This window comes from Stieleria mannarensis, assembly GCF_014154935.1.
In the GTDB taxonomy this organism is placed as follows: Bacteria; Planctomycetota; Planctomycetia; order Pirellulales; family Pirellulaceae; genus Stieleria; species Stieleria mannarensis.
Map to the genome: position 1 here is coordinate 272,855 of NZ_JACEHH010000004.1, position 12,615 is coordinate 285,469.

6 protein-coding genes are annotated in these 12,615 nt (G+C 60.4%); 4 read left to right on the plus strand and 2 right to left on the minus strand.

Translation table 11 applies throughout. The annotated features are described in order from the left end of the window. Positions 1–149: 149 nt before the first annotated feature. Positions 150–2,294, plus strand: coding sequence for a sodium:solute symporter family protein (locus H1B37_RS04590; protein WP_182865433.1), 2,145 nt, complete (start codon positions 150–152; stop codon positions 2,292–2,294). Between the two features lie 420 nt (positions 2,295–2,714). Here the strand turns inward: H1B37_RS04590 and H1B37_RS04595 are convergent, their stop codons facing one another. Together H1B37_RS04595 and H1B37_RS04600 are read right to left on the minus strand one after the other, a co-directional pair. Then, complete coding sequence (locus H1B37_RS04595; RefSeq protein ID WP_182865434.1) at positions 2,715–4,115, minus strand: DUF1501 domain-containing protein; 1,401 nt, start codon at positions 4,113–4,115, stop codon at positions 2,715–2,717. Positions 4,116–4,124: 9 nt separating this feature from the next. After that, positions 4,125–7,076, minus strand: a complete 2,952-nt coding sequence (locus H1B37_RS04600) for a PSD1 and planctomycete cytochrome C domain-containing protein (protein ID WP_182865435.1) — start codon at positions 7,074–7,076, stop codon at positions 4,125–4,127. A gap of 185 nt (positions 7,077–7,261) precedes the next feature. Here H1B37_RS04600 and H1B37_RS04605 point away from each other — a divergent pair, with 185 nt between their 5' ends. The 3 genes from H1B37_RS04605 (at position 7,262) to H1B37_RS04615 (ending at position 12,553) form a co-directional block, all read left to right on the plus strand. After that, entirely contained in the window at positions 7,262–8,191 is a 930-nt protein-coding gene (locus H1B37_RS04605; protein ID WP_182865436.1) for an alpha/beta hydrolase, read from the plus strand. Between the two features lie 238 nt (positions 8,192–8,429). Next, on the plus strand, positions 8,430–11,153 hold the full coding sequence (locus H1B37_RS04610) for a PSD1 and planctomycete cytochrome C domain-containing protein (RefSeq protein WP_182865437.1): 2,724 nt from the start codon (positions 8,430–8,432) through the stop codon (positions 11,151–11,153). A 2-nt stretch (positions 11,154–11,155) separates the two neighbouring features. Next, complete coding sequence (locus H1B37_RS04615; protein WP_182865438.1) at positions 11,156–12,553, plus strand: DUF1501 domain-containing protein; 1,398 nt, start codon at positions 11,156–11,158, stop codon at positions 12,551–12,553. Positions 12,554–12,615 lie beyond the last annotated feature (62 nt).

The window sequence follows — 12,615 nt, forward strand, 5'->3', positions numbered from 1 at the left end:
TTCCGCAGCGCCTCTTGACTTCACACCAAGCGCGGCCCAAGCGTGTATCCTGTGGGCCCCTCCAAACGTTTCGTCACGGTAGGCCCGATCGGCATCGCGTCCTGACCGACCGTGAAAGACTTGGAACGCGCCCCCGTGAGACCGAGCTGATGACCTGGATCGATTACGTCGTTGTTGCTGTTTACTTCATCGTGATGATCGCCATCGGATTGTGGGCGATGGGGCGTGTCAAAGGCCAAGAAGATTACTTCATGGGTGGGCGTGGTTTCGGCAAACTGCTGCAAACCTTTGCCGCCTTCGGCGCCGGAACCGGGGCACACGAACCGATCCAGGTCGGCCGCACGGGTTGGACCAGCGGGCTAAGCGGTGTGTGGTCGGCGTTGATGTGGCTGTTCGTCACGCCGGTGTATTGGATCACCGCGGTGTGGTATCGGCGGATGCGCCACCTGACGCTCGGGGATTGGTTCGTCGAACGTTACGATTCCAAAGCCCTGGGGGCGGCCTACGCCGTTTTTGCGATCATCTTCTACATGTTTTATCTGTCGACAATGTTGTCGGCGATCGCCAAGTTCGCGGTGCCGTTGATGGGCATCGATCAAATCGCGGGGTTGGACCTGAAGTACGTCTTGATTCCGGGATTGGCGGGAATCGTGATCGTCTACGGCGTGCTGGGAGGGCTGACCGCGGCCTACTGGACCGACTTGATTCAGGGGATTTTCATCATCCTGTTGAGCGTCCTGCTGATTCCCTATGGGCTTTGGGCGTTGGTCAAAGAGTTCGGCGATCCGGCGACTCAGGGGTTCATGGACGGATTCAAGATCATGCACGAGCGTGTTTCGCCGGACTACTTCAGCCTGTTTGCCGGGCCCAGTGCGGGCGAGTTTCCGCTCCAGTACATCGTCGCGCTGACCTTATTGGCATTGGTCGGGATTGTCGTCCAGCCACACTTCATCGCGACCGGCGGTGGTTCGGCAAAAAGCGAAAATGAAGCTCGGATCGGCTTGGTCGTCGGCAACTTTTTAAAGCGGCTGTGCACGGTCGGCTGGGCGATCACGGCGTTAATCGCGTTGGCGCTGTTGGCCAGTCGTCCGGAATTGGCGGTCGACCCGGATTTGGTTTGGGGAATCGCGGCACGCGAGATCCTCGGGCCGCTGAACTTGGGGCTGGTCGGTCTGATGCTGGCCTGCTTGATGGCCGCGATGATGAGTTCGGCCGACACGTACATGATCGTCAGTTCGGCGCTGATCACCCGAAACCTGTATGCGGCCTTTGTCAACCCGACGGCGACGGACCGCCAGAGTGTCAAAGTGGCGCGATTGACCGGGTTGGCGATCATCCTGGGCGCGTCGGTCGTGGCGATCACCATGGCCGACGTGTTCGCGCAGTTCACGTTTGCGATCGAATTGCCGATCCTGTTTGCCGCCCCGTTCTGGATCGGAATGTTTTGGCGGCGTGCCAATCGCACCGCGGTGTGGATCACGATCGCGTTCTCGGCGTTGTTCTTTTTTATTCTGCCGGTCGCCATCCCGACGCTCGCCCCCGGCATGCGACTGGACCCACAGTGGACGACGACCACCAACCGCATCACCAAGTCCATCATGCGCTCCGCCACGCCGGCTGATGTCGCCCGGCATGAAGCCTGGGTCGAAGCGATGGAGCAAGCCGAGGGTGACCAGGCGATGCGTGACAAGATCGGTGCAGAACCGCCCCGCTGCCAAGTCGGAGATCAAATCGAAGTGATCCTGGTATCCGGCGACAAGTCGATTTTTTGGACCGGCGGCGTTGAACCCGTCGGTGAAGACTCGCTGGAAATGATCAGCACGGTGCGCGAGGGGGCGACATCGATCCTGACCCAGCGACGCGTCGGACAGTTACGGGGCGAAGGGCAATTGAAACTCGATTTCCTGCTTTACCATTACCTCGGAGTCGATCTGGCCAACGTCTCCAAGGCGACCCTGGAAACGTTGCGTTTGCCGACACGGGTGATGTTGCCGTTTTTGGTTCTGATCGTTGCCAGTTATCTGACGCCACGCACCAGAGAGTCAGTTTTGGATCGCTATTATGCCAAGATGAAAACGGAGGTCGATCCGGACCCGGAAACGGACCGGCGAAATCTGGAAGCGTCGTACAGCGATCCGAAACGGTTCGAAGACCGTCGGCTGTTCCCCGGCACGGACATCGAAGCCTTGCGCCCACGCACGTCCGATGTCGTCGGCTTTGCCATCTCCGTCGCAGTTTGCTTCGTCGTGATCGCCCTGCTCGTGTGGCTGGCCGGCATCGGCGCCGCAGGGTAGGCGTCTGCTTCTCCTAACTCGTTCCAAGGCTCGGGACGTGAAATGTATTGCTGATTCATGACGATGCGTTCCCACTTCCAAATGGCTCCCCTCTCCCCCGGAAAACCTGACTCGCTGAAGCTCGCCAGGTTTTCCGGGGGAGAGTGGAGCCAGAATCATCAATATTGTCTTGCTCCCAAGGGTATTGGTCAGCAATGAATTTCATGTTCTCCGCCGTGGAATGCGATGGAAGGGGGGCTCCGCCTTGCAAGTGATCAGGCGGAGCCTGAGAACAAGGAAAGTACGATGGCCCTTCCGGACCGTCGTCCTTCGTACATCGTACATCGGTGCGACGACCTCGAAAGGACGTCGTGCTGGCAATCCCAAAATCCAATCGGAACAGTGCACTCGACGCCGATGCGAAACTCTAGGCGAGTTCCGCTACCCAAACACCTCACCAACCGCTTGGCCGCCGAAGACCGTGGGGACTTCGTCGCGGCCGTGGTGGTTGTAGGTCAGGCGATTGGCGTCGATCCCCAGGGCGTGCAGGAGGGTGGCGTGGAAATCGTGCGGCGACACCGGTCGCTCGGTCGCCACGTACCCCAGCGGATCGGTTGCACCGATGATCTGACCGCCGCGAACCCCGCCGCCGGCCATCCACACCGAGTATCCCGCCGGTGAATGATCACGTCCCTTGCCCCGGCCTTCCATCGTCGGTGTTCGGCCGAACTCGCCGGCCCAAACCACCAGCGTCGTTTGCAGCAGACCGCGCTGTTTCAAATCCGCCAGCAAACCCGCGATCGGGACATCCGTCCGGGCGGCCATCTTGGTGTGGTTGCCTTGGATGTTGCCGTGCGCGTCCCAGCCCCCGACACGGACTTGCACGAATCGCACGCCGCGTTGCACCATCCGCCGAGCCAATAGACACGCCCGGCCGACCGTTTTCGCTTGCGGTTGATCGAGTCCGTACATCGATCGCGTCTGCTTTGATTCATCCGCGATGTCGAATAACTCCGGCGCCGACGTCTGCATTTGAAACGCGGTTTCATAGGACTCTAATCGCGCCCGCAATTCACTTTGTCCTTGAGCGTTCTGACCACCGAATTGTTCTAGATGCCGCCTGTTGAACCAGCGGATCAGTTCCAGTTGATCACGGCGCTGCCGAGCGTTGGTCTGCGGCGGCATCGCGACGTGCCGAATCCCTTGCGCCGGATCGACGATCGTGCCTTGAAGCCCCGAGGGTAAAAAACCGGAGCCCCAGCCGGCCGCTTGTGGAAACTGCATTCCATCGGTGTGCAGGTTCATGCCGACAAACGCGGGCAAGCTTTCGTTGGCCGTTCCCAAACCGTACAGCGACCAACTGCCGATACTGGGGCGATCTCCCGCCGCGGTTCCTGTCAGGGCGACACACTCGCCCGGACCGTGGACCGGATTGTTGTGTTGCATCGATCGAATCACGCACAGATCGTCGACGTGCCGGGCTGTTTGGGGAAACAAAGTTGAAACCGGGATGCCGCTTTCACCGTGCCGGTCGAAGGTCCAGGGTGATCCCATCAGGTTCTTTAGCCCGGCGCGTTTGATCTTGGGGACCGTGCGGGCAATGCTTTCGGGCACGTCCTTGCCGGCCAGGCGTTCGAGTTCCGGTTTGGGGTCAAAGGTATCGACCTGGCTGGGGCCGCCGGACATGAACAATAAAATCACACTCGATGCCGTCGCGGCGTGGTGTGTCGGGTGTGCCCCAGTCGCTTCGGCGTGACGCAACAGGTCAAACGTCATCGCACCGGCACCGAGTCCGCCGCCATACAGGAACCGTCTGCGGTTGATCCAGTCGTGTTGTGACATGCGTTGACTCTAATTGACGTATAAGAATTCGCTCAAGTTCAAGATGACCAAACACAGCGATTGGAGCGAATGGTCTTGCAGATAATGTTGCATTCGGTCCGCTTCTTCACCGGACGGCTGCCGACCGGTCGCCAGACGAAAGGCGACTTCGGCGTGCCGGTCTTCGCCGGCGGTCTGACGAACACGCTCGGCAAACCGTTGACTGATCGATTGCATGAAATCACTGTTCATCAAATACAGCGGCTGCAACGAGACGGTGGAAACGCGTCGCCGGGAGCAAGTCGTCACCGCAGCAGGACTGTCAAACAGCGTCAGTGATTCTGCGATCCGGTCGCGTTGTTGTTGCAGATAAACGCTGCGACGATGGCTGGAATTGGAAAGGTCGTCGCGGACGCTCGGACCTCCCATCGTGTCATCCAGGCTGTCCGCGACGGACAGCACACAATCGCGAATCGCTTCGGATTCCAGCCGTCGCGGGATCCAGCGCCAAAGGCTGTGACATTCGGGGTCGGCGTCTTGGTTGGACGGTGAAACCGCCGCGGATTGCCGGTAGGTTTGCGAACGCAAGATCAGCTGATGGATGTGCCGCGTGCTCCAGCCGCTGGCGATCAGTTCATCGGCCAACCAGTCCAACAATTCAGGATGCGTCGGCGCGGTCCCCTGCGTCCCGAAATCGCCCGAGGTCGCGACCAGCCCGGTGCCGAAATGCCATTGCCAGATTCGGTTGACCCAGACCCGCGCCGTCAACGGATTCTGTGGTGATGCGATCCAGTCGGCCAAATCGGTTCGCGAATCGACGTGATCGGGTGTCGGTCCGAAAACCGCCGGCCAGCCTGCGCGGACTTCCGGGCCGGCCGACTTCGGATCGCCGCGCAACCGCAAATAGGTCTTTAGTTCGGCGACCGACTTTAAATCCCGCGTCAACGGCCAACGCATTTCGTGGGGCGCGACGATCGTTTCCGAATCCGCATCGCTCCAGCCCCAAACCTGCGGGATCGACGCGATCGCCGCATCAAGCGCCTTGAACGCCTTTCGCTCTTGGGCGTTCATCCCCGCCACGACGGACTTGGGGATCACCAACACCGGTTCGGGGACACCCGCGGCGCGTTTCCGGTCGACCAGCCGCGCGTGAACCGTATCAAAGACCTGCCATCGCGTCTTGATCCATGAGGACGCTTGATCGGGGACACCGCCGAGCAACAGGTTGCCGGGCTGCCCGTTCGTAAAAAACGCTTGCAGCCGGTAATAGTCGCGGATCGTCAGCGGGTCGAACTTGTGCGTGTGACACTGCGCGCATTCGAGTGTGATTCCCAGAAACGTTTTGGCGGTGGTGTTGACGACATCGACCAGAATGTCGTGACGTTGAATCTCTTTGTCCAACTCATTGCCGCTGTAACGTGCCGCGGCCAGGAAACCGGTCGCTTCCAAACACCGCGAATCGGCCGGCAATTCATCGCCGGCGATTTGCTCGCGGATGAACTGGTCATACGGTTTGTCGTTCTGAAAACTCTCGATCACATAGTCGCGGTATCGCCACGCGTGTCGTCGTGGCCGGTTGTGTTGGTGCCCGTTGCTCTCGGCCCATCGAGCCAGGTCCAGCCAATGCCTTCCCCACCGCTGGGCGTAGGCCGGCGAGCACAACAGTTGGTCGATCCAGTGATCGAGTGCTTCGTGACTGGTCGCTTGCTCGAGACCGGGGAAGGCCGACGCGGGCAACCCCGTCAGGTCCAATGCGATTCGTTGTTGAAGCGTGGGCCAGGATGCGGTGTCGGCGGGTGTCGTGCCGAATTCCTGTTGCTTTTGTGCGATGAACGCATCGACGGGTGTTCGCATTCGGTCGGTCGGAATCCCGGTGGGGATCGGCGGGCGACGAGGGGGCTCCAATGCCCAGTGATCCGATTCCAGCGTTGGCGTCGGCAGCAAATGATGGTCCCAGCAGACGCCTTCGTCGATCCACGTCCGCAGCACGCGGATTTCGTCGCTGGTCAGCCGCCCCGCGTCGTCATCGGGCGGCGGCATCTGCTCCGCCGGGTCAGATGATGCGACCAACGCGATCAGGTGACTCGCATCGGCGTCACGGGGAGACAATTGATTTAAAAGGTCGTCGTAACAGTCCAACCGCAATCCCGACTCCGGCGCTTCACCGCTGTGACACTGGAAACAATGTTTGTGCAAGACGGGATAGACATCGTCGGCAAAACTGACCGTTGCGGCTGTCGTCGGCACGGGCGGCGGCGGTTTAACTACCGGAGCAGTCGGCGCGGCAATTCCGAACGCTTCGGTCCAACTGGTTGCCAGCGAAAGATCCGACACCGAGATTCGGTCGTCGGGTTCCGTCTTCATCCCCGTGGCAAATCCGATCCAACCGATCGACCGAATCGCTTTGCTTGAAGCAACCGTGATCGCGGGAGATTCCGCGTCGGTGATTTCCGGGTCGATCCAGACGCTCAACCGATCGTAGGGCTGATCGCCGCCCGATTGCGACCGGGCGATTTTGGCGAGGACGGTGTAGACGCGATCGCCTTGCAGTTGGATATCACTAAAGTGCTGAGACGACGAGGCGTAACGTGCCATGAACACGTTTGCGTCGCCGTCCACATGCAGCCCGATGTTGGGGACGCCGCCGTTGTGCCCGGCCGTATCGCCCCCATCTTGTTCATCCAACCACAGCACCAAAAATTCTCCGTTGCCGTTCTTCGGCGTGTCGATGCTGGATGCGTCATACCGTAGCTCGAACCGCACATACAGCTGATCGCCGTCGAAGGGCTTGGCCAACGGTCGGCGGAGCGGGTTGTTTCGCCCGCCCGTTCCGTGGATTTCAAACCACTGAGCGACACCGCCGGACCGCGACCGCGTCCAGTCCCCTGACCAATCGACCGGATTGTCCGCTGCGTCCAATGGCTGCAACGCGGTGCACGTGACGACGAAGAAGACGATGACGATGGCCAGAAAACGCATCATGCCGGTCGGGTGGTGGGCGATTGGCTTGGAGGGGATCGGTTAGTATAGCCCAATCGCGACCGCCGTGGTTTGTTCCGCACCCTCTGTCTTTCCGAGCCGAGATTCGTATGCGATTCCCCGCCGCAATTTGTCCCCGATTGAAACGTCACCAGCATACGCGCTGGTGTGCAGGCTTTAGCCGCCCAATGTCGCTGCGACACAGCGCCCCGGAATCGCCTGAAGGCGATACACCAACGGTTGTTGAACTCCTCTTTACTTATGCTCGTCGCCTTTTCCTGGTCCTGTTCATCACATTGGCCGGCGGATCGCTGGCTTCCCCTGCCAGCGCCGAGGACGCTCGAATCGTCAAGCGTCTGAGTTTCAGCCAGGCCGCTGCCGCACTGACACTGGATCTGTACCTTCCCAACCAGACCACCGATCCGGTTCCCTGCGTGATCACGATTCAAGGCGGCGGGTTTCGCCCCCAGAACGGACAGCGATTCAAACCGTTTGCCGAACATTTGGCCAGGAACGGTTTTGCCGCGGCATTGATTTCCTATCGCGGCAGCCCCGAACACCGGCACCCCGACACGCTGGCCGATGTCAAAGCGTCGGTCCGGTACATCCGCAGCGTCGCCGACCGCTACGGAATCGATGCCGACCGGATCGGCGCCATGGGCCGCTCGGCCGGCGGCACGCTCGCGGCGCTATTGGCGGTCACCGGAACATCGGATGATCCTGATAGCCAGATCCAAGCCGCGGTCTGTTTCGCCGGCGTGTTCGATTTTGTCGGGCGTTTCACCAGGCAGGAACAATTGGCGATGCAGCCGAATTCCCAGACCAAGATCAAGACCAACGGCCAATGGATCGGCACCGCGTTTTCGCCGCGGGATCCGCAGTGGTTGGCCGCTTCGGCGATCACGCACGTCGATCCCGGCGATCCGCCGATCCTGTTTTTACACTCCCGCAACGATTCCACCGTGCCCTGGTTTCAATCGCGAGACATGCACCGTGCGATGACCGCTGCCGGCGTTGACGCCGAGATCCTCCTCTATGAAACCGGAGGCCACGGCGTGTCACCCAAGCACAGGAATTCGCTCGACGACATGGTCGCATTCTTTCACAAGCATCTTTAAAGACGCCGGCAATGCCAGCGGCATGCGTCAGCGAGCGGCCACTCGTTGCGACCACGCGGGCGTCGACCGAACGTCACCGCCCGCCACTGGCTGACGCCACGTGCTGGCAACTGCCAGCGAGCAGCACATGATACTTACCCCTCCCGCAAGCTGGCCACTCGGAGATCCGAGCGACAGATTTGGGGTAGAATGGGGAGGCACATTTTGCGTCTCAACGTCCCTCCGCCCCCCAATCTCGATGACCAAACGAGAAAAGAACACCCTCCTGACCGTTGTCGCCGTCGTCTTGATTCACGCCTGCATCATTTCATCGCCCGCCAGCGGCGACGAGGTCACCGAAGGCGAAAAACTGTTCGCGTTGAAAGTCAAACCGTTGATTGCCGAGAAATGCTTGGCCTGTCACGGGGGCGAACCCGACGACATCCAGGGCGGGCTGGATTTGCGGACACGCGAGACGTTGTCCGCCGGCGGAGATTGGTTCGAAGACGAAGTGCTGGTTCCCGGCAACGGCGAACAGAGCTATTTGTACCGGACCGCCAGCCGATCGGAGGAAGGCTATGAAATGCCGCCCAAAGAGGCGGACAAACTGACCGAAACACAGACGTGGTGGATTCGGGATTGGATCGATGCGGGCGCACCATGGCCCGACGAAGACCGCATCGCATGGATCCAGGAACGACACGCCGAAGGCGAGCAGGTCGCGACTTCGAAAGCACTTTCGGACGACTGGCAGAATCGCCGCTATGAACCCGAAAAACTGTGGGCCTATCGGCCGCTGAAACAAACCGAGGTTCCCGATGGATCGCATCCGGTGGACTGGTTCATCGACAGGCAGTTGGCGGCGACCGACCTGCCCCCGGCGCCACCGGCCGAGGCCGGTGAGCTGATCCGCCGAATGAGTTTCGGTTTGACGGGGCTGCCCCCGGAACCGCAGGATGTCCGCCGATTTAAGACAGCCTATGCAAAGCATCGTGATACCGCGGTGCGTGAACTGGCGATGGAATTGATGGCGTCGCCGCACTACGGCGAACACTTCGGACTCCGTTGGTTGGACGTTGTGCGATACGCCGACACCGCCGGATTCGCCAACGATTACAGCCGTCCCAACGCGTGGCGCTACCGCGACTATGTCGTCCGCGCCTTCAACGACGACAAGCCGTACGACATTTTCATCAAACAGCAAATCGCCGGAGATGAAATCGATGCCGACGACCCCGAGCATCTGATCGCGACAGGTTTCTTGCGAATGGGGCCGTGGGAGCAGACCGGCATGAGTGTGTTCAAAGAAACGCGTCAGCAATGGCTGGACGACATCACCGATTCGGTCGGTCAAACCTTTCTCGGTCACGCCTTGCAGTGCGCCAAGTGCCACGATCACAAATTTGATCCCGTGCCGACGCGTGATTATTACAGCATGATGGCGGTTTTCTCAACGACCCAATTTGCCGAACGAGACGTGCCGTTTTTAGACACCGAAAACACCAACGGGTTCGAAGCCTCTGACGCCTGGGTTCACGCCAAGGTGGCCGCGTACCAGGATCAGCGAAAGGAACTCAGCCAAAAGGTCGCCAAAGCGAGGAAGCAGGAAACCGGTGACGCGAAGGTCGGTGACAACGGGCTGGATCCCGGTGACGAAGCCTCCTTGGCCCGGATGTCCAAGAACATCGCCCGTCACACGTGGGAACTCGATCGCACCCGGCCGATCGGCTTTTCCGTGTACACGGGCAAGACGATCCAACGCAACAATGTCGGCAACCGAATCAACTTGCCGGCCAACCCCTGGGGCAAGGGGCAAATGGAGTCCGACACGATTCTGGCCGGCGGCAACGTTTATTCACCGACCGACCCGGTCCAACCGGGGCCGCTCAGCGCCGCAGTCTCGCTGGGGCAGATGCAAACGCCGTCCTTTCCGGCCGGCAAGGGCAAGCGTCGATTGGCGTTGGCCGATTGGATCGCCGATGCCGATAACCCGTTGACCGCTCGCGTGATGGTCAACCGCGTCTGGTCCTGGCATTTCGGCAAGGGGCTGGCCGGCAATCCGAACAATTTTGGCGGCACGGGAGCCTTGCCGACGCACCCGGAACTGTTGGACTTTCTGGCACGCTGGTTTGTCGATCACCGTTGGAGCATCAAAGAACTGAACCGATTGATCGTCACCTCCCAAGCCTACCGTCGCAGCACCCGGCATCCGCAACCGGAACGGCAAGCCGCCGCCGACCCCAAGCGGGAACTGTACGCCACGTTCTTGCCGCGTCGATTGACGGCGGAAGAAATCCGCGACGCCATGCTGGCGGCAAGTGGGGAACTCAATCGCAGCGTCGGTGGAATCCCGGCCCGTCCGGACATCAACTTGGAAGTCGCTTTCCAACCGCGACAGATCATGGGCGGAACGGCGTCGGTTTACGAACCCGATCCGACACCGGAGCAGCGTAACCGTCGCAGTCTATATGCCGAAAAGATCCGTGGGCTACGGGATCCGTTCCTGGAAACGTTCAACCAACCGGGGCCGGACAAGTCGTGTGAACTTCGCGAGACGTCGACGGTCGCGCCCCAAGCGTTGACGCTGCTCAATTCCGAAGAAGTTTTTGACCGGTCGCTCGGCTTTGCCAAACGCCTCGTCGACGAAAACGTCAACGATGGTGCGACGATCGACCGTGCGTTTCAACTGGCATTGGGGCGGTTGCCGACGGCCGATGAACGTTCGCTCTGTCTGGAGCAATGGAACGATGCGACCGCCGATGAAGCGGCGCGGCCCCACCCTGCCAAGGTCTGGCCGGACCAGATCGAGCGAACGGTGATGGCCGAAAAGACCGGACAGCCCTACGACTTCATCGAGTCCATGCCAGCCTACACCCATTACCAGAGTGATCTTCAACCCGCCGACGTCGACGCGAAAACCCGCGGACTGGCTCACGTCTGCCTGGTGATTTTCAACCTGAACGAATTCGCTTACCTGGATTGAACATGAGTGGCAAGTCTTCCAACCGATTCGCATTGCCAACGCGGCGAGAGGCTCTGTATGGTCTTGGTGCCGGACTCGGTTCGGTCGCGTTGACGTCGTTGCTGCACGCCGAACAGGGGCAAAGGACGCACCATCAGGCCAAAGCCAAACGTTGCATTTTCTTGATGATGGAAGGCGGTCCGTCACATCTGGACACCTTTGATCCCAAACCCGAGTTGACCAAACAGCATCTCAAGGCGTTCACCCGCAGCGGCGAAATGGAAAGTGCGATGTCGTCGGGGAAACGCTACTTTGTCAAGAGCCCATTCCAGTTCACCAAAGCGGGCGAGTGCGGCGCGGACATCTGCACCGAGTGGAAACAGCTGCGCGAGATGGTCGATGAGATTTGTTTCTATCGCGGGGCACAGGTCGAATCGGTCAATCATCCGACGGCCTGCTATCAACTCAATACCGGCAACCAATTCGGCGGCGATCCCGCGATGGGCGCCTGGGTGACGTATGGTCTGGGCACGATGAACGAGAACCTGCCCGGGTTCGTCGTGTTGCCGCGGTCGAGTTATCCTCAGGGCGGTGCGGGAAATTGGTCCAACGGGTTTCTGCCGGCTGAGTTTCAAGGCACACCGCTGCGGCCCACGGGAAGTCCGATTCTGAATTTGAATCCGCCCGACGCCATTTCGCCGTTGCAGCAACGCAAAAACCTGGATCTGCTGGGGCAGCTTAATCGCCGGCACCTTGAATCACGCCCCGGTCGTGGCGAATTGGAAGCACGCATCTCCAGTTATGAACTCGCCTACCGGATGCAGACCGAGGTGCCCGGTGTTCTGGACTTGGACGGCGAGTCCCAGGCGACGCTGGATGCCTACGGTGTGGGAGAGGCGGCGACGGATGCGTTTGCACGCAAGTGTCTGTTGGCGCGGCGGTTGGTCGAAAGCGGAGTGCGTTTCGTGCAAGCCTATGCCGGAAACTGGGACAGCCACGATTACATCGAAAAGGCACACGGGGCGTTGATCCGATCGGTCGACAAACCCATCGCGGCGTTGCTTCGCGATTTGAAACAACGCGACATGCTGAAGGACACGCTTGTGATATGGTGCGGCGAATTCGGCCGCACCCCCGACAACGGGCTGCGCGGCGGCGGGCAGTCCTATGGGCGTGATCACAACGCCAAGGCGATGGCGATGTGGTTCGCCGGCGGCGGGACCAATGCCGGGCACACCATCGGGGCGACCGATGAGATCGGTGCAAACGCGGTCGAATGCGTGCATCATCTTCGCGACGTCCACGTCACGCTGCTGCACCTGCTGGGGCTGGACGACAACCGGCTGACCTACTTCCACGCCGGCCGCCACAAACAGCTCTCCCAATTCGGCGGCCAGGTCATCAAGGAATTGCTGGGTTAGCCGGGACGGCCAACGAATGCAGTGCGGCAGAACAGTGTTCCGGAGAACAAAGGTGCGAAACG

Bases quoted from the DNA above. Each gene is read 5' to 3' on its own strand.
- H1B37_RS04590 (WP_182865433.1), top strand. From the start codon at position 150: ATGACCTGGATCGATTACGTCGTTGTTGCTGTTTACTTCATCGTGATG.
- H1B37_RS04595 (WP_182865434.1), bottom strand. From the start codon at position 4,115: ATGTCACAACACGACTGGATCAACCGCAGACGGTTCCTGTATGGCGGC.
- H1B37_RS04600 (WP_182865435.1), bottom strand. From the start codon at position 7,076: ATGATGCGTTTTCTGGCCATCGTCATCGTCTTCTTCGTCGTCACGTGC.
- H1B37_RS04605 (WP_182865436.1), top strand. From the start codon at position 7,262: ATGTCGCTGCGACACAGCGCCCCGGAATCGCCTGAAGGCGATACACCA.
- H1B37_RS04610 (WP_182865437.1), top strand. From the start codon at position 8,430: ATGACCAAACGAGAAAAGAACACCCTCCTGACCGTTGTCGCCGTCGTC.
- H1B37_RS04615 (WP_182865438.1), top strand. From the start codon at position 11,156: ATGAGTGGCAAGTCTTCCAACCGATTCGCATTGCCAACGCGGCGAGAG.